Source organism: Cellulophaga sp. F20128 (assembly GCF_023015805.1).
Classification (GTDB): Bacteria; Bacteroidota; Bacteroidia; order Flavobacteriales; family Flavobacteriaceae; genus Cellulophaga.
In genome coordinates this window covers 197,421-216,038 of sequence record NZ_JALKBA010000001.1, presented here as the reverse complement: position 1 = coordinate 216,038, position 18,618 = coordinate 197,421, and the positions used below count along the sequence as shown (strand labels likewise).

The following is an 18,618-nucleotide window of genomic DNA, read 5'->3' as shown; positions in this document are numbered from 1 at the left end:
TATGAATTTAAAAAAATCAAATAAAGGGTCACAATCAACGGTACAAGTATGTATACGGTTGTTGTGCCTGTTTGTGATTTTTAGTTCTATGTCTGGTGCTGCGCAGTCAAATACGGATATTTTTAAGCATAAAATAGATAGTATTGTTAAGGCAAAATCAAAAACCTATTTAGAAATTGAGGGGGTTCTAGGTGCGAAGAAACAAGATACTGTGTTAATGCGGTATTTTATAAAGGAATCTGTAGCGCATAAGTATGCCATTGGGCAAATTTTTGCCTACAACCAGTTGGGCACCAAATACAGAAACTTAGCGCAATATGTAAAAGCAATAAAGCTACACGAGATCGCATTAGATATTGCCACCGAAGTAGATAATTTAGAATTTACCGTTTATAGTTTAAATATGTTGGGTGTTGTGTATCGTAGGAGCGATGCTATAAAAACAGCTTTAGATTACAATCAGAAAGCCTTGGAGCTTGCAGAGAGTGCTGAAAATAGGACTAAAGGACTCAAGCGCAGCATTAATGTTTCTCACAATAGTATCGGAAATATATACCAAATTCTAGAGCAATATAACTTGGCTATAGATCACTATAAACGATCCCTAAAGCAGGAAGAAGAATTGGGTAATAAACTAGGGCTGGCCATTAATCATCAAAACATAGGGGAGTCTCTTGAAGCTCAGGGAAATCTAGAAGAAGCGCTTAGAAGTTATGAAATTTCTTTGCGTTATAACAATGAAATTAATTCTGATAAAGGCAGGGTTATTTGCAGAAACAGTATTGCTCAGATTTACATTAAGCAAGATAGGCCCAAGGAAGCATTAGCGCTTTTGGAGCCCGCATTGTTATTGTCTGAAGAGTTGGGTGATAAATATATTACGGTTTTTGTTGAGATGAATATTGGTTGGGCAAACATGAAACTTAATAGGTTTGATACAGCGGAACCGCATATCTTAAGAGGGTTAAACCTTGCAAAAAAACATAATATGCCACGTGTAATTTCTATGGGGTACAAATTTATGTCAGAATTGGAATCGCTTAGAGGTAATTATAAGGAGTCTTTAAACTATTATACAAGAGCCATTAAGTTTGATGATGAAATTACTAGTGCAAGAAACTTAAGGTATGTTAATGATGTGATTGTACGCTATGAAAGTGAAAAGAAAACCAATGAAATTGAAAACCTTAAAAAAGACTTCGAAATTGCTCATTTAAAGCTAAAGAAAACGAATGCAACGTTTTTAATTATGGGAGTAGCTTTATTGTTGTTAACAGCAATCTTATTTGTTTTGTATCGGCAACATCAATTAAATAATGAAAGGAAGTTGTTGACTTTAGAACAGAAAATGTTGCGTAGCCAAATGAATCCACATTTCTTATTTAATTCATTAAACTCCATTAAACTTTATATTATTAATAATGAAAAAAAGAATGCTGTTCATTATTTAAATAAGTTTTCAAAGCTGGTACGTAAGATTTTAGAAGCATCCTCCTTAAAAGAAATTTCCTTGGCAGATGAATTAGAAACAGCAGAGCTTTATATGAATATAGAAAACATTCGGTTTTCTAATAAAATTGATTTTTCGTATACAATAGACAAGTCGGTCGATGTAGAGCATGTTAAAATACCCTCCTTAATTCTTCAGCCCTTTTTAGAAAATGCCTTGTGGCACGGTTTGTCTTCAAAGGAAGGAGAAAAGGTAATTACGATGCATATAAGTAAAATAGAGGATGGATATATTAAGATAAGCATTGTAGACAACGGAATAGGTAGGGCGGCATCGGAAAGGATTAAAGAAAATAAGGTGTTAAAAAGAAAATCTTTAGGTGTGAATATTACCAAAGAACGCTTAGCAAATTTCTCTAAGGATTATTTAAATACTTTTAATGTAGAATTTGTTGATTTGTTTGATGATGATAAAAATGCAATAGGTACCGAAGTGGTATTAACTATCCCTATTATTTAGTGTGTTCTTTGGCTACAATTTCTAATTCAGCATACCATTTTTCACCAAATTTCCGAATTAAGGCTTCCTTTACAAATTTATAAATAGGCACTTGTAGTTCTTTGCCAAGCGAACAAGCAGTATCGCAAATTTCCCATTTGTGATAATTTACGCTGGTAAATTCTGAGTATTCCCTAGTTCTAACTGGGTATAAATGACAAGAAACTGGTTTTTTCCATTGGGTAGCACCTTGGTTGTAGGCCTCTTCTAAGCCACATTTGGCAGTTCCATTGTCGGCAAAAACTACATAAGCACATTCACTACCATTGACCAGGGGAGTTTCCCATTCCCCATCTTCGCCCTTTACAAAGGCACCTTGATCTTCTATGGTAGCTATACCTTCGGGTCGTAAAAAAGGTTTTACACTTTGGTATATGTCTACTAAGATTTCAGTTTCTTTGTCTTCTAAGGGGGCACCTGCGTCTCCGTCTATACAACAAGCGCCTTTACAGGCAGTTAAATTGCAAACAAAATCGTTGTCGATAATTTCTTCAGATACAATGGTTTTTCCTATTTGAAACATAGTTTTTTTATAATTCTTGCAAAGATACTTCTTTAAGACTAAAGCAGTATTAATTTTTCAATTAAGTAACCTATAACCGTATTATTCGATGTAAATTTGTGGCGATTTTTAAAGACTGTAGGAATGAATTTTGATTTTAAAGAAATAGTAACAGCAAGTATGATTCTTTTTGCTGTCATAGATATTATTGGGAGTATTCCCATAATTATAAGCCTAAGAGGAAAAGTGGGTCATATACAATCTGAAAAAGCTTCCTTGGTGGCAACCGTGATTATGGTAGCCTTTCTTTTTGTGGGTGAAGAGATCTTAAATTTAATTGGTATTGATGTTAATTCTTTTGCCGTAGCGGGTTCTTTTATCATTTTTTTCTTGGCCATTGAAATGATTCTAGGGATAACATTGTATAAGGATGATGCGCCAGAAACGGCTTCGGTGGTACCTATTGCTTTTCCATTAATTGCAGGTGCCGGAACTATGACTTCTTTGTTGTCTTTGCGTGCAGAGTACTATGTTGAAAATATTATAATTGCTATTTTTATAAATATTGTAGTGGTGTATATTGTATTAAAGTTTTCGGCGCGTATAGAAAAAGTCTTGGGAAATAATGGTTTAAGTGTCATTAGAAAAATTTTTGGTGTAATTTTGTTAGCGATTGCCGTAAAACTATTTGCAGCAAATATTAATGAACTTTTTTAAAATAGGTTGGTTATGAATAAAATAGTGTTTTTTATCTTTATGTTAATCGCTGGTTCGTTAATAGGATATAACCTTACACAGGTAGATTTTAATGATCCTTTTAATGGTCAAAGTACGGTTGCACTCATCTGTATTGTCGCTGCCTTATGCGCTATAGTACTGTTGGTGATCTTTATGATTTCAAAAAAAATTCAAGGGAAAATAAAGGAATAATACAATAGGCTTACATCACTTTAATTAGATAGTGGTTTCACTGTGGAACTAACGTATAGGTTTTCTTTGTAAATGAGCATTAAAACCATATGAGTTTCAGAATTTTGGGTAGTGAGATCTACTGCCATTAGCTTTTACATTATTTAAAATTGGTTGGTATTGCCATTAACGACTACAAAAAAAAGCCTAGATAATAGATATCTAGGCTTTGGTTAAATTAAAGAAATTGGTTGTTATTCTATCTCTGAAGCAAAAAATGTAAATTCATTAAAATTGGCATCCAAACCTCCATTTATTGCGGCTATCCCTACAACTCTAAGGTATTTATAGTTAGCAGTGTTTTCTATATCAATTTCTAGAGCGCCCACAGTATTATCTGTAACATCTAATAGTTTTACCCATCCTTTAGCTACAGCATCAGCTTCCCAAGCAGCAATTATTGTTGGGTTAACAACAGTAGGGTCTGCAGGGTCATTTATATCCATTGTTTCTGCACCTGTAAGGTCATTGGTTCCCCATATTTGATAATTTCCTAATGATCTACCTGGAAAGCCAGAGCGGATATCTACTTTAAAACCTCTTACTTTAGCGGTTACTCCTAAGTCAAAAGTTTTTACAAATGGATATTGGTCTTCTGCAGTAGCGCAGTTATGCCAAAAGGCATTTGTAGCGCCATCTGTTAGAGTTTCAGCCGTACCCCCGTAACAACCAACTGCAGAGGCATCAAATGGTAGAACTACAGTACTTATTTCTGCAAAGTCTAGCTTAAATTTATCCGGAAAAGTCCGATTAGCACTAGAAGTAAACGTTTCAATTGCATTTTCTGTTGGCTTAAAGGTATTTTCAATAGTTAATGAGCCACCAACCTTATAACTTTCTATTATGGTCTGTGAAACAGTATTGGGAACTTCTAGGGTTTGCATAACGCCATCGGCATCTTCATATGTAAACATTGTAGTTAAGGCTCCCGGAGGTACATTACCCCAATTAACTTCTATTTGGTTTGGGAGAGCGATCATGCTAGAGATGCCTCTACTTAATAAGGCAGCTTGGTAGTTGTCTCCGTATACGATAGAATTTATCTCGTATGGAATGGAAGTGTTCATAGCTGCATCTTTTAGGATAACATCAAAATTATAGTCCCCTTCTGGAATATCTACCGTTAACACAATGGTATCCTGACCGGTATTTGCACGGGTTACATTAAATTCCTGTACAAAAGATAAATCTTTTGTCTGTATCACCCCACTGGTTATTTTAGGATCTGCATTGATTATAACAGTAAATTCTAATTTTTCGATTCCTGGAGCTATAATTACTGAATCTGGAGTACCTACGTAGGTTGTTTCACCATCTTTAGTAAATTCATTATAGGTTTCTACCTGTGTTTCACAAGCCAAAATCAGAACAAGTAAGGATATCACAAATGTGGGAATCCAAATATTTAGTTTGTATTTTTTCATTTTTTTTCTTTTAAAAGTTTTTAGTACTTATTCAACTATTGAAGTTGCCCCCAGAATTCAAATTCCATAACGTGTAAAAACTTCCCTTCTGTCCAATTCTCAATTTGAACAAAACGTATATAACGTATAGGAGGAGCGTCAATTGGTGCATCGAACTCGTGACCAGCTGCGGCTGCGGCATCATCTTCCGCACTTCTTACGCCTATAGCTGCGCCAGAAGGTTTAATAACTTCGCCGTTTGCAATTAATAAGGTCCAGCCATCAAAGGAGGCGCCATCATCTGCAGGTATTTCATCGATACCCCAAATTTCAAAATAGCGAGGATTTCCGTGGGTATAAGCCCAAGTACCTCCTCTTTGCCATAATCTTAGGCGACTTATTTTTGCTACTGCCCCTAGATCTAAAGTAAACATATGATAAGGTTCAGTATAAGGAGGTATTAATGCTCCAGGTCTTGTTTGATCGGTATGGAACCCAGTACCTAGGTTATTGTCGAATAATCGATCCAATGTCCAGCCAAATCTAGTAGGTTCATCAGTAGGTAAAAAGACAGTATCATAATCTTCTTTTGCAAGATTAACCTCTTCAAAGGGAGTAATAGTTGCTTCTGTAATTGTGGTAATATTGTTCCAACGATCTATAAGAGCTACTCCAAATTTTTGAGGTACTGGCCCAAAAGTTCTAAAGGTAGTATAGTTGCTAACGTTATTATCTATAAACGCAGATTGATTATACGTTGGAGTACCATTGGCATTAATAGTATAGAACAATATTTCTGCTTTAATGTTATCCTTATTGTCATAATAAACACGTACGCCCCCAAAATCTGCAGTCATACTTATAGACTCAAAAAGAGTATCTATAGGAGGTGTTTGTGGGTTTATGGTTACCGTAACTGCTTGTGAGCGATTGTCGCTACGGTCTACTACGGAAAGGGAAACTTCTTGTGGTGTAGTTTTGTTTAATCCTTCTATGTTTACAAAATTTTTGTAAACGGAAGACCGTGCTGTTATTAGTTCGCCATTACGCTCATAGGCAGCTTCTACTAACAAAATATCCTCGGTTGCAGGAACTTTGTATTGAATTTTTGCTCCGCCGGGCATGTTCTCTACTGTCACCTCAGAGACTACTCCGGGGATGGTTTTATCCGTAACTAAAGGCCCTCTTTCTTCCTCTTCACAAGACAAAAAAAGCGTAGTGAACGATAGAACCAATAAATAAAATAGTGATTTATAATTTTTCATATTTTTAAATTTAATAAGGTTATTGTTACCAACCAGGGTTTTGGATTAAATTTGAATTTGCTATAATATCTGCTTCAGAAATAGGCCATAAATAATCTCTATTTAAGAATTTATAGGTACCTACATTAATTATTTTGTAATAATCTTCCGTAGTTTCTCCTTCGGCATTCCATGCTCGGATATCACTGTTTAAAAATTCACTAGCTCTTTTCCATCGTCGTAAATCCCAAAAACGGTGACCTTCAAAAACCAGTTCTATCATACGTTCATCTTGAATAATATCTCTAAGTCCCGCTTGCGTACTAGGTTTAGTAGGATTGTTTGAGGCAGTTGCCCAAGAGTTTACCACGCCATCCAAGCCAGCTCTTTCTCTAATAAGGTCTATCCAAGGAATTGCTTGTCCTGTTTGTCCAGATTCGTTCAATGCTTCTGCATACAATAAGTATAGATCAGCCAAACGTACCATTGGAAAAGGATAAGCTCTATTGCTATACCCGCTGCTTGTTCCTCTTTGAACGTTTTCAAAATATACTAATTTTTTTGGCCAATACCCAGAAAGACCCCAACGATTTGCATCAGTTTTACCTGTTCTTTCTCCTTTTTTTGCATTTACGATGAGCGAATTTTCGTCATCTTTAACGCCATGTCCAAACCAAAGTCCACCATCAAAACCTAATGAGGCATAAAAACGAGGTTCACGGTTCATATTTAAATTGGCAGTTTCAAAACCAGTTCTTATATAATATTTATGTGCAGCGTCGGCAGCAGATACATCAAAACGATTGGCAAAGTTATAATTTATGTCTTCATCTATTGGAACTCCATTTTCTGAATAAAACATTTCTGCAATTCTTACTGGTGCATTCCAATACGATTGTACACTTTCTCTTGTTTCTGCACTAAGGTCTAATGCAATTTTTGCTTGCGCCCAGTTTTGTAATGTACTCACTGTACGGCCAGATGCTCCCCATACTATTTCTTCATTCCATCTTTCTGCAATACTACCTCTAATACTTAACTCGGTTACCGTAGTGTCTGTCCATATTTCAGGCGCCTCTAAAAATTTATATAAAAAATGGCCTCCTTGATCTGCTAAATCTATGGCTTCCTTAGCGGCTGTTGCTGCTCTGGTCCATTTTTCAGCATCAAAGGTGGTACTAATTAATTCATTGCCATCTGCATCTAGAAAATTAGTATAATCAGCATTACCGTTAAATAAAGGGCTAGCTACCGTTGCCAAGGTGCGTGCTTTAATTGCTGCGGCAATAGGTGCCGTCATTCTACCCAATTCACTTGCTTCATCTTCAATAACTATTGGTAAGTCTGCAATTGCTTCGTCTAGTATTTGAACAATATAATTAGCAACCTCATCTACAGGGTCTCTGCTAACTCGTACCGCATCTACTCCAGCACTCACTTCAATGTTTTCATCGATAATAGGAATAGGGCCATACATACGCATTAAATAAAAATGATAGTATGCTTTTAATGCTTTAGCTTCTGCAATCCACTTGATTTTTTCGCCCTCAGTAATATCAAATGGTTTGTCTATGTTTGCTATAAATATATTACAATCTCGTAAAGCCTGAAATAAGTTTGTAACACTACCTGTTCCCCAATAACTGAGTCTTGGAGAAATAATGTTTTGCCCACCTCTAGAAATGGTTGTAGAAGCCCAATTACGCGATACGTTGTCATTCACTTCTATCTCATCTCCAGCAGCTAGTGCAGGGTTGTTTATACCGTTAACTGGAGGCATATACCCATATAATGTTGCTAAATAGCGCTCGGCACTATCTCTTGTTTCAAAGGCATCTTCTATTACCGCTATATTGTCTGGTACTACATCTACATATTTAGAACATGATGCTGCCATTACAACTAGGGCAATATTTGCCAAGGTTTTTATGATTTTTATTTTCATTTTTTTATATCTTAAATTGATTAATCATAGTTTTTTATTTCTCATCAATGTCTAAAATCCTACCTGTAAGCCAACGTTTACTGTACGTTGAAGCGGGTAATTAAGTCCATTTCCTTTTAATTCTGGATCCCATAATTTAAATGTACTCCATGTTAAAAGGTTACTTCCAGATAAATAAAGTCGCATTCTAGTTAGTTTTATTTTGTCCTCTAATCCTTTAAGGAGATCAAAACCTATTTCAACTTGCTTTAATCGTAAGAAAGAACCGTCTCTTAACCACCATGTACTGGTTTGAGTGTTGTTTTCTATTGGATTTGTGGATAATCTAGGCCAAAGTGCATAAACATCTTTATTGTCTTCAGACCAGTGACTATCTGCATAGGCTTGTAAAAGTCCATTTTCAGACAATAATCCATTACCTCCTCTAATATTAAAACCGTTTCCAATACTATTAATGAAAGGTCCAGTGCTCGTTGGGTTTATAAAAAATGATGTTTCCCCCAGCCCTTGAAAAAATAAACTCACATCCAAGCGTTTGTAGCCGGCAGATAATCCAAAACCATAGGTAATTTTAGGTACAGACGGCTTCCCAATGGCTGCACGGTCTAAGGAAGTAATTATGCCATCGCCGTTTAAATCTTTGTACTTAATGTCACCGCCACCGTAATCTACTCCAGGTGTCCCAAATTGGGCAGGAGAGTTTAAGGCTTCTTCATCATCTACAAACAAACGTTCAGCTATGAAACCTTGAGAAACACTAACATTGTTGCCAATGTTTGAACGCCAAGGAGCACCAATTTGTGCGAAATTTGGTTCTTCAAAAACCGTATACTCATTGTCTGAATACACAAAGGTAGCTCTACCAGTTAGCCAAAAATCTTCGTTAAAATAATGATTTATATCTAAAGAGGCATCAACACCTTGTAATTCTACTTCTCCAACATTGGTTTGTATACTCGTTTGTAAACCTAAGGTAGTTGGGATGTCTGCTCTTGTTTGTAAAATATTACTTCTTTTGTCTTTAAACACATCTGCTCTAAACTGTACAGCGTCATTAAACAAGTTTAAATCCATACCAATGTTTGCTTTTTCCGCTGTTTCCCAAGTCACCAATGGGTTTGCGTATCTGGAAATAGAAACACCATTTAAATTAGAACTTAAGTCTCTACCAAAAGTATAGCCTCTACCACCAGCATCTATATTTACTTCAGATAGGTAGAAAAAACGATCTTGTCTTGTATTTCCTATTTGGTCATTACCTACCCAACCAAATGAGGCTCTAAATTTAAGTCTACTGATGGTTTCTGATTTAAAGAAAGGTTCATCAGAAGCTAACCAACCTACACCAAATGAAGGGAAAAATCCAAAACGATTTTGTTTCGCAAAACGCTCAGATCCATTGTAACCAAAATTTGTTTCAATAAAATACCTATTCTTATAGTCATAACTAAATCTACCAGCTAAACTAATGTTACGGCTAGGAAGTGATAGCTGTACTGTATTAGCGTTACCATCTAAGAATTCTCTACCCGTAAAGGCAATTAATCCAGATACCGAGTGGTTTTCATTAAATGTTTGGGCGTAATCTGCAGCAAGCTCCATATACAATACAGAATTGTTTATCTGTTCTCCGTTTTCTAATTCTAAAGATTCATTTCCTTCTGCTGTTCTAGTAAGAATATAATCTTCTGTAGCTGCATCAAAAGTTGAGACTCTATAAAAGTAAGGATTATAAGATCTTCGGTTTTCAAAGGAAGATGTGGTATTTGCATTCCCTAAAAAACGAGCTTTAAGACCTGGTAGTATAGATGCTAAATCTTGTTTAAATTCTAATTGCACCAATGAAAGTTGGCGTCTATAATCTCTATACCCTCTTTGTAATTCTGCATACGGGTTATACCATACTGCACCATTATCTCCAAAACCTCCTAGCCTTGGTCCTAAATCATTACCAAAGGTTATGTGCGGTACACCTTGTAAAGCACGATCTGTAGAGGAAGGTTCTAATACTGCAGGAAAACGAACAGGACTTGTACGTACTGCCGCATTGTAAATTGCGTTACCGCCTTGTAGTGGCCCTCTATAATCATCTATAGTAGAGTGTAACCTCACAATCATCTCTGTGTTATCATGTAGGTCAATATTAATGTTAGACCTTAAAAGGTATTGTTTTAATTTAATGTTGTTGGTGAAATTGTTGGTATTGTCTACTTTTAATAAACCATCATCTTGGCTAAGAGCACCAGCCACATAATAGCGAACTTTGTCTCCACCACCTCTAACATTTAAGTTTAAACGGGTAGATCCTGCCCAATCATTAAATAATTTATCAAACCAATCAACAGCTGGGTAAATGTTTTCATTTCCACCTCTAGCTGTTCCTGCTATTTTTTCTTCAGTAAATGTTGGGAACAAACCTCTGGTTCTATCTGCTTCATTTTGCAATCGCATGTGTGTAACAGGATCTGCTAAATCAATAGTAGATACAGGAGAACTATAAGAATTCTCATAGCGTAAGCTCACCATCGCTTTACCTTTAACACCAGTTTTTGTTGTTACAAGTATTATACCATTGGCACCACGTGCACCGTAAATTGCAGTAGTTGTTGGATCTTTCAATACCGCAAAACTTTCAATATCATCAGGTTGTAATCGTGCTAAATCATCAACGGTTAATTCTACACCATCAATTAAAATAAGTGGTCCGTTTTGACCATTAAAGGAAGCGACACCACGAACAAAGAATTCCGCGTTATTTTCACCTGGCTCACCACTTGTTTGGTAGGCAACAACCCCAGATAATCTTCCTGCTAAGGCAGTAGTTAAGTTACTCGAAGGAATTTTAAGTTCTGAAGGTTTTATTGATGCTACTGCACCTACAACAGATTCTTTCTTTTGAGTACCAAAACCCATTACAACTACTTCATCTAAGGCAGAAGCATCTAATTGTAAGGAAATTGAGATATTCGTTTTTCCATTTACCGGAACTTCTTGCGGTGTATACCCTACATACGAAATAATCAATATTGCGTTTGAACTGGATACTTTTATGGAATAGTTACCATCAAAATCGGTTTGCGTCCCATTGGTGGTTCCCTTTTCTATTACACTTGCTCCTAATAAAGGAGTTCCTTCATCATCTTTAATAGTTCCTTTTATTTCTTGCTGTACAATTGAAACTAAGGTTGTAGCACTTGATATTGTATTTAAGTTAGTTGGGATGTAATTGTTTGTATTAGTGTGAATTTCATTTGTGTTTGCATACAGGAAAATAGATGCTGTAAGAAAAAACAATAAGACTAAATTAGTCTTTAGATGAAATTTAGGAAACAAGAACAAGATCTCTTGCATTGTTTTTTGAATAGGTTTTTTCATATCATATTGGTTTAAATTACGGTTATTGTTTTAATGTTAATTTCTGTTTCATCATTAGAAAGGGTTCATGATATCATATTTAAGAGGATTAAGTGATTGTCTTTATTTTGTGTTTTCAAATCTTCATATCTAGCGTTAAATATTATTAATATATGAATATTTTTATGATGATATTAAGATATTGATACAATATTAAGATTTATATTAGGTTCGCACTACCTATTTATTTTCCATTACTAATACTTTTTTGTCATATATATTAAAATATTAACAAATTTTTAGAATTAGATTGTCAGTTGGTTCCTGTGAGCCTTGATGTTTGCTGTGTTTTTTAAGAAATGAGGTTGTTTAATTTCTTTTAAATTTTTTTGTGGTAAGATAAATGTGTAGCAATAAAAAAAGGGGCTTCCATGCTATGGAAACCCCTTTTTTTATTACAATGTAAATCGGCTCTATTTTAAGCAGCCTCCGCAGTTGTAGATGGCTTGTCTTTTGAAAATCTAATTTTTAGTCGGTACGTAATATTAAACAATACAGGTACTATTATAAGTGTAAGAAAGGTGGCAACAATTAATCCGAAGATCACTGTCCATGCCAATGGACCCCAGAATACAACATTATCTCCACCGATATAAATTTTAGGATTAAACTCAGAAAACAAGGAGAAAAAATCAATATTTAATCCAATTGCCAATGGTATCAACCCAAGTACCGTAGTAATAGCCGTTAATATAACGGGTCTAAGTCTAGCTTTACCTCCTTTTACAATAATATCTGTTACTTGCTTCCTAGATAAAACTGCCTTTTCATCTATGGACAAGCTTACTTTTTTACGGTCTATTAAGAGTTGGGTGTAATCTAACAAGACAACCCCGTTATTAACCACAATACCAGCTAGTGATATGATTCCCATCATTGTCATCATAATAACAAAGGACCAGCCTGTAATCATTAAACCTCCAAACACACCAATAAAACTTAGGAAAATGGCAATCATAATTATTAATGGCTTAGAAATACCCCCAAATTGGAAAATTAAAATCAGCATTATTAATCCTAAACCAGTAAAGAATGCACCTACCAAGAAAACCATTTGTTTGTTTTGTTCTTCAATTTGCCCGGTATAATCTATTTTTACAGTCGCAGGAAGATCATTGTAGTCTTCCATTTCTTTTTGAATTTCAGATACAATGGCAGCAGCATCTGTAAAGCCAGGTTGTAGTCCAGAATATACGGTAACAACTCTTTTGTTGTCTCTGTGTTTTATAGCGCTAAAAGCCGAAGTGTTTTTTATAGAGGCAACTGCCGAAACAGGAATCTCTTTTATCTGACCATTAGCAGGATCTCTAAAAATAATATTCTGATTAAACAAAGCGTCTTTATTGTAACGTAAATCTTCATTAAAGCGAATATTAATATCGTAATCATCACCATCTTGCTTAAATACACCTGCTTTTTCTCCAAACAATGCTCTGCGCAACTGATTGCCAACTTGAGCTACTGAAACCCCGAGCTCTCCAGCTTTTTCGCGATCTACAGAAACTTCCATAGACGGTTTGCTTTTGTTGACGTCAATTTTTATTTCTTCAATACCAGCAATATTTTTAGTATTGATAAAGTTCCTGATATTTTCCGCAACGGCAATAAGTTCATCATAGTCTTTGCCTTCTAATTCAATATTTATAGGGTAGCCTGCAGGTGGGCCATTCGCTTCTTTTTCAACAGAAATATTAACCCCTGGGTAAATACCGCTTAATGAGCTTTGTACTTTGCCACGAATATCTTCGGTGTTAATTCCTCTTCTAAACTTAAATTCACTAAAGTTTATCGTTAATTTTCCTTTATGTGGTAATTCTGCAGCAGAGCCACTGTCTGTTTGTGGGTTTCCAGCGCCTTCACCTACTTGTGATACTGCAGAGGTGACCATAAAGTTTTCTCCTTGGTATTTGTAGGCATCATCGTCTAAAAGTTCATAAACTCTTTTTTCGATGACCTTCGTAATCTTGTTTGTTTTTTCTATGGAAGTCCCTTCTGGATACTCTATATAGACATAGATTTCATTGGGTTTGTTGTCTGGAAAGAACTCAATTTTAGTTCTTTGGCTACTTATAGACTGCCCAAATAACATAAAAACGGCTATGAGTAAAAAGAAAGTAACACCAAAATACCAATAAACATTGTATCCTCGTAAGGCGTGTTTTAATCTTCTTTCGTACCAATTCTCAAAACGAACCATGGTGTTTTTTTGAAAACGAAGTGCCCATTTTTTAAGGAAATATTTGTAGACCCAGAACATAACAGCGGTAACCAATAATACGGTTCCTAGACCACGCATTGCTCCGCCAAAAAATAGAATCAACAAACCAAAACCACCAAGAATTATACTTATGCGTAGCAGTTGTTTTACGGTTAACTCTTTTTCTCCTGTTTCCATAAATTGAGAAACCAACATGGAGTTCATTAAAATGGCAACTACCAATGAAGATCCGAGTACTACGGATAAAGTAATGGGGAAATAGATCATAAATTGTCCAAAAATTCCAGGCCATAAACCAAGGGGAACAAAGGCCGCTACAGTGGTTAGTGTAGATACAATAATAGGAAAAGCAATTTCGCCAATTCCTTTTTTTGCAGCTTCGGTACGTGACATCCCTTCATCCATTAATCGATAGACGTTTTCAACAACTACAATTCCGTTATCTACTAGCATCCCTAAGCCCATAATCATCCCAAATAAAATCATAGTATTTAGGGTGTACCCTAGCCATGATAAAATCATAAACGACATAAACATGGACATTGGAATGGCGAAACCAACAAAGAGTGCGTTTCTAAATCCTAAAAAGAACATGAGTACAGTTACCACTAGGATAATACCAAAGATGATGTTGTTTACCAAATCGTCTACTTGGTTTAGCGTTCTCGCTGAAGAATCATTCGCAATAGAGATGTGTAAATCTGGCGGATAATAATTAGCTCGCTTGTCTTCAACTATTTTTTTTATTTGATCTGCAGCAGAGATTGAATTTCTACCAGCTCTTTTTTTAACATCGAGCATTACCACACTTTCACCAAATTCTCTTGCAAAGGTAGTTTTGTCTTTTTCGTGATAGTTAATCTGGGCAATATCTCGTAAATAAGTTGCTCCGTTTTCAGACTTTACAACAAAATCATTTAGTTCTTTGGGATCTTTAACCTCCCCCAGAATACGGATAGTTCTTCGCTGTTCTTGGGTTTTTAAATTTCCGGCAGACATGGTAACATTTCCACGAGAAATGGCGCCAATAACGTCATCAAAACTGACTTTGGCAGCCATCATTTTATAGACATCAACAGCGATTTCTACCTCTTTATCTTGAGCACCACGAATATCAACCTTCTTAATTTCTTGAAGGTCTTCTATTTCATCTTGTAAATATTCTGCGAACTCCTTTAACTTATCAACTGGATAATCCCCAGTAAAGTTAATGTTCATTATCGGAAATTCTTCAGAGAGATTCAAATCAAAAACATTAGGTTCTACCTTTGCTCCGTTGAATGTAGGCCAATCTTCACCCGCCTTTTCCGCGTCTACTTCATCTTTAATTTTTTGCTTCGCTGCTTCAACCGAAATGCCCTCATCAAACTCTACCATGATCATGGAATAATCTTCTTGAGAGGTAGAGGTATATTCAACTACATTGCTAACGTTCTTTATTTTATCCTCTAGAGGATCTGTTATTAAACGCTCTATGTCTTCTGCCGTGTTGCCTGGATATGGAGTGCTAATGTATATTTTTGTTTCAATAATTTCTGGAAAATCTTCTCTTGGCATTGCAAAATATGCAGAAAGACCTATCCATAAAAATATGCCAATTATGACGTAGATCACCGAGGGATTATCAATAGCCCAAGACGAGATTTTAAATTCCTTATTTGCGTTTTTTTCTAATTTGCTCATGGAATTCTTAGTTTAAAATTTTTATTTTTTGGCCATCTTTTACCGTTCTAGCGCCTTCTTTAATGATGTGCTTTCCGGGTTCCAGTCCAAATAAAACTTCTACCAAAGCCCCTTGAGTTTTACCAGTTGTAATAATTTTTTTCATTGCTGTAGCCTCATTCTCAGAATTTACATTTTCTGCAACATAGGTATACTGCTCTCCATCTGCGTTTTCAGAAATTACACTTTGTGGTATCAGTATAGCCGCATCACTGCTGTAGTCATTTATTTGCACCTTGGCCGTAAGGTTAGGCTTTATAGCACCGTTTTTATTAGGAACCGGAATTTCTACAGTAAACGAACGGTTGCTAGGATTGATAAAATTTCCAGTTTGACGAATTTCGGTTACAATACTATCGTTTAAGATGGGAAAAAACACCAATACTTGTTTGCCGTTATTTACTGAATTTAAATACGCTTCAGGCACCTCAACGTCAATATACATATCAGAAAGATTAACAATTCTGAATACCTCCGATCCTGGTCCTGGAGCTACTACCGTTCCTTGATCTTTTATTATATCATCAATGATCCCAGAAAATGGAGCTCTAATTGTGGCTTTTCCAAGTTGACTCTCTGCTTGTTTTATAGCACTAACTTGAGCTTGGTAGTTTGTTTTGGCTTGAAGAAATTGAATTTCGGAGCCTATTTTTTGCTCCCAAAGTCTTTTTTGTCGCTCAAAAGTAGTTTTTGATAATTCTGCCTGTGTTTTTAATTGAGCGAGTTGACTGCTCATTCCACCGTCATCAATAGAAGCTAATAGTTGCCCTTTGCTTACTTTTTGCCCTTTTTGAACATATACTCTTTGTAGCGTTCCTGCCATTTCAGGATATATTAGCACATTTTGTTTCGTCTTTACGTTGCCTTGTAATTCTAAAAAGTGATTAAATTTTTCAGCTTTTGTTTCAATAGTGCTAACCAATGGGAAATTTTGGTTTCCATCTAATTCGGCAATCACAGAATCTAAAAGCGCCATCTGACCTTCTAACGTTTTGTGTGTATGAGATATCTCTGTTTTTTTTGCCCGAATGGCCTCTAAGTTTCCTTCAGAAATAAGGCTCTCTACTGTTTTGTCGTTTCCGCCACAAGAAGTAATAACAGTTGTAATGATTAGTAAATAGAATATCTTTTTCATATGTATTGTATTGGTGATTTGTTTGTAGTTGACTTATTCGTTGTTTAAAATGATTTCAAGCGCTGTTTTCTTGTTTATAACGTCTATCATAGATTGTAAATACTCTTGTTGGGTGCTGTATAATTGCGTTTGGGCTTGTCTTAAATCAAAACTACTAGCGATGCCTTCAAAATATTTTATTTGGTTTTTTTTCTCAATACGCTCAGCCAATCCAAGGTTTTCTTTCGCCGTTTGATACTGATCTATTGCCAAAGTGTATTCGCTTTTGGCATTTTCCCATTGTAAGTTTAAAGATTCTTCAGCTTCAATTTTTTGGGTCTTCGCTTTTTCTAAGGCAATTTTAGCTCGCTGAGTAGTTGCACTTCTTTTAAGAGAACTAAAAATAGGGATGTTTAGGTCAAAACCTAAAACAGAAGAATCATACCATTGCGTCTCCTTTTTAAAAAAATTAAACTCATCGCTAAACGCCGATGAACCATAATTAATAAAAGCATTTAAAGTAGGTAAGGCCCTGCTTTTTTCCAATTTAAGTTCTAGTGCGCGCTGTTCATTTAGGTTTAATATTATTTTGTAATCTACATTGCTTTCTAAATTTAGATTGGTTTCCAATATATTTACATCTATTTTTTGCTCCGTTAACAAGTCTAAATTTTCAGTTAATTTTGTTGGATGGCTTGTCTCTAATCCCATTACTAAGTTTAACATTTGTAGGGTTATCTTCTTTAAACGGATGGCGTTTTTAAGTTGACTGTCTACAGAAGACAACGTAATTTGTAATTGTTCAACATTTTCCTCTTCGGTTAGTCCATTTTCAAAAATCTTGTTAGTTTCATAAAGATTTTTTTCTAAGGTAGCCTTGTTTTTTTCTAGGATTAAAGTGCTCTCTTCGGCTAATAAAACGTTACCATAGGCTTCAACCACCGACTTTCTCACGTCTAGGGCTGTTTTTTCTTTATTGTTTGCGCTGTAGTCTATAAAGGTTTTGGTTGCCTGAACGCCTACAATATAAGAACCATCAAATATTTGTTGTCTTAAGGTAGCTGTAGCGGTTGCTGTTTGGGCTTGGCCAAAAACAACAGGGATAAAGGTTCCTGGATCGCCACCAGCCAATTCTCCTGGGATAAGTGATACTGGTTGCTTTAATTGATTTTGATAACTAATATTTCCATCAATTTGAGGCAATCCACTAGCGATAGTTTGCCATTTTTGATGGCGTGCATCTTCAATATCCCGATCAGCATTGATCGCATTGTAGTTGTGTTCTAATGCATAATTAATTGCTTCTTCCAATGTAAAACTGGAAGGTACTTCTTGAGAAAATCCTGTTTTAATAGCGAAAAACGCAAGTACTAAAAATAGACTTTGTTTCATTTATGATTGATTTGAGTTTATAATTTCATTTAATATTTTTCTTCCCTTAGGCGTAATAATGCCTCGGAGATGATATTCTAAATAGTCATCCATAAGTAAGGCCCGTGGAAATTTAGCTATAGGGAACAGATCATCATCCTTGATCGAGGTCATACCAGAAAAATAAATACGGCTAACAAAATCCACATTGATATTTTTTCTGTAGATGTCTTGTTTTAATCCCCTTTCTAGATTTTCTATAACACAACTCTGCATTACCGCAAATTGTTTTTGTCGAATGGATTTGAATATTTTGGGATAATACTTTTGCAATTGGTATTGGGGTGAGGATTTTTCGTCCTTTAAATGGATCATTACAAATTTCTTAATCTCGTATAATTCTTCAATTGGGTTTTTCTGGGATTCGCGAATAGAATCTATACCACAAGCGATAGATTGAAAAAGAAATTGGGTACATTCTTCAACAAGCTTTGTCTTGTTTTCAAAATGGGTATAAATCGTTTTTTTTGAAATACCCAGTTCGTGAGCAAGATCATCCATAGTAATACTCTTAAACCCAAGGGTTAAGAATAGATTTGTGGCTTTTTCTAAAATTTTTTCTTTCATATGCGGGTGCAAATGTAATGCACGGAAACTTAAAAAACAAAAATAGTTTCCAAAGTTTAAGTTTATTTCACCTTCGTTTTA

12 protein-coding genes are annotated in these 18,618 nt (G+C 35.5%); 3 read left to right on the top strand and 9 right to left on the bottom strand.

What is annotated here, in order from left to right; genetic code table 11:
- Nucleotide 1 precedes the first annotated feature (1 nt).
- Nucleotides 2–1,969: a tetratricopeptide repeat protein gene (locus MWU65_RS00910; protein ID WP_247074932.1), complete on the top strand. Its 1,968-nt coding sequence runs from the start codon at nucleotides 2–4 to the stop codon at nucleotides 1,967–1,969.
- On the opposite strand, the gene MWU65_RS00905 is transcribed toward MWU65_RS00910, so the two are convergent.
- Nucleotides 1,962–2,531, bottom strand: a complete 570-nt coding sequence (locus MWU65_RS00905) for a DUF3109 family protein (protein ID WP_247074927.1) — start codon at nucleotides 2,529–2,531, stop codon at nucleotides 1,962–1,964. The genes MWU65_RS00910 and MWU65_RS00905 overlap by 8 nt on opposite strands.
- 123 nt (nucleotides 2,532–2,654) lie before the next feature.
- On the opposite strand from MWU65_RS00905, the gene MWU65_RS00900 reads away from it, so the two are divergent.
- Together MWU65_RS00900 and MWU65_RS00895 are read left to right on the top strand one after the other, a co-directional pair.
- Nucleotides 2,655–3,227, top strand: coding sequence for a MarC family protein (locus MWU65_RS00900; RefSeq protein WP_247074925.1), 573 nt, complete (start codon nucleotides 2,655–2,657; stop codon nucleotides 3,225–3,227).
- Nucleotides 3,228–3,239: 12 nt separating this feature from the next.
- Nucleotides 3,240–3,440, top strand: a complete 201-nt coding sequence (locus MWU65_RS00895; RefSeq protein WP_247074923.1) for a hypothetical protein — start codon at nucleotides 3,240–3,242, stop codon at nucleotides 3,438–3,440.
- A gap of 233 nt (nucleotides 3,441–3,673) precedes the next feature.
- On the opposite strand, the gene MWU65_RS00890 is transcribed toward MWU65_RS00895, so the two are convergent.
- From MWU65_RS00890 to MWU65_RS00855, 8 genes are all read right to left on the bottom strand, one after another.
- A complete protein-coding gene (locus MWU65_RS00890) occupies nucleotides 3,674–4,903 on the bottom strand; it encodes a DUF4998 domain-containing protein (protein ID WP_247074918.1) in 1,230 nt (409 codons plus the stop codon).
- A gap of 35 nt (nucleotides 4,904–4,938) precedes the next feature.
- Nucleotides 4,939–6,147, bottom strand: a complete 1,209-nt coding sequence (locus MWU65_RS00885) for a DUF5000 domain-containing lipoprotein (protein ID WP_247074917.1) — start codon at nucleotides 6,145–6,147, stop codon at nucleotides 4,939–4,941.
- Between the two features lie 25 nt (nucleotides 6,148–6,172).
- On the bottom strand, nucleotides 6,173–8,071 hold the full coding sequence (locus tag MWU65_RS00880) for a RagB/SusD family nutrient uptake outer membrane protein (RefSeq protein WP_247074914.1): 1,899 nt from the start codon (nucleotides 8,069–8,071) through the stop codon (nucleotides 6,173–6,175).
- A 51-nt stretch (nucleotides 8,072–8,122) separates the two neighbouring features.
- A complete protein-coding gene (locus tag MWU65_RS00875; protein ID WP_247074912.1) occupies nucleotides 8,123–11,446 on the bottom strand; it encodes a TonB-dependent receptor in 3,324 nt (1,107 codons plus the stop codon).
- Nucleotides 11,447–11,903: 457 nt separating this feature from the next.
- Complete coding sequence (locus MWU65_RS00870) at nucleotides 11,904–15,386, bottom strand: efflux RND transporter permease subunit (protein WP_247074910.1); 3,483 nt, start codon at nucleotides 15,384–15,386, stop codon at nucleotides 11,904–11,906.
- 7 nt (nucleotides 15,387–15,393) lie between these two features.
- Complete coding sequence (locus MWU65_RS00865; protein WP_247074908.1) at nucleotides 15,394–16,560, bottom strand: efflux RND transporter periplasmic adaptor subunit; 1,167 nt, start codon at nucleotides 16,558–16,560, stop codon at nucleotides 15,394–15,396.
- A gap of 33 nt (nucleotides 16,561–16,593) precedes the next feature.
- The gene (locus MWU65_RS00860) at nucleotides 16,594–17,931 is read right to left on the bottom strand and encodes a TolC family protein (protein WP_247074903.1); all 1,338 of its coding nucleotides are present in this window, start codon (nucleotides 17,929–17,931) and stop codon (nucleotides 16,594–16,596) included.
- Complete coding sequence (locus MWU65_RS00855; RefSeq protein ID WP_247074901.1) at nucleotides 17,932–18,537, bottom strand: TetR/AcrR family transcriptional regulator; 606 nt, start codon at nucleotides 18,535–18,537, stop codon at nucleotides 17,932–17,934.
- Between the last annotated feature and the right edge of the window lie 81 nt (nucleotides 18,538–18,618).

Excerpts from the sequence above, each read along its gene's own strand:
- MWU65_RS00855 (WP_247074901.1), bottom strand. The coding sequence starts at position 18,537 with ATGAAAGAAAAAATTTTAGAAAAAGCCACAAATCTATTCTTAACCCTT.
- MWU65_RS00865 (WP_247074908.1), bottom strand. The coding sequence starts at position 16,560 with ATGAAAAAGATATTCTATTTACTAATCATTACAACTGTTATTACTTCT.
- MWU65_RS00890 (WP_247074918.1), bottom strand. The coding sequence starts at position 4,903 with ATGAAAAAATACAAACTAAATATTTGGATTCCCACATTTGTGATATCC.
- MWU65_RS00870 (WP_247074910.1), bottom strand. The coding sequence starts at position 15,386 with ATGAGCAAATTAGAAAAAAACGCAAATAAGGAATTTAAAATCTCGTCT.
- MWU65_RS00880 (WP_247074914.1), bottom strand. The coding sequence starts at position 8,071 with ATGAAAATAAAAATCATAAAAACCTTGGCAAATATTGCCCTAGTTGTA.
- MWU65_RS00885 (WP_247074917.1), bottom strand. The coding sequence starts at position 6,147 with ATGAAAAATTATAAATCACTATTTTATTTATTGGTTCTATCGTTCACT.
- MWU65_RS00875 (WP_247074912.1), bottom strand. The coding sequence starts at position 11,446 with ATGAAAAAACCTATTCAAAAAACAATGCAAGAGATCTTGTTCTTGTTT.
- MWU65_RS00860 (WP_247074903.1), bottom strand. The coding sequence starts at position 17,931 with ATGAAACAAAGTCTATTTTTAGTACTTGCGTTTTTCGCTATTAAAACA.
- MWU65_RS00905 (WP_247074927.1), bottom strand. The coding sequence starts at position 2,531 with ATGTTTCAAATAGGAAAAACCATTGTATCTGAAGAAATTATCGACAAC.
- MWU65_RS00910 (WP_247074932.1), top strand. The coding sequence starts at position 2 with ATGAATTTAAAAAAATCAAATAAAGGGTCACAATCAACGGTACAAGTA.
- MWU65_RS00895 (WP_247074923.1), top strand. The coding sequence starts at position 3,240 with ATGAATAAAATAGTGTTTTTTATCTTTATGTTAATCGCTGGTTCGTTA.
- MWU65_RS00900 (WP_247074925.1), top strand. The coding sequence starts at position 2,655 with ATGAATTTTGATTTTAAAGAAATAGTAACAGCAAGTATGATTCTTTTT.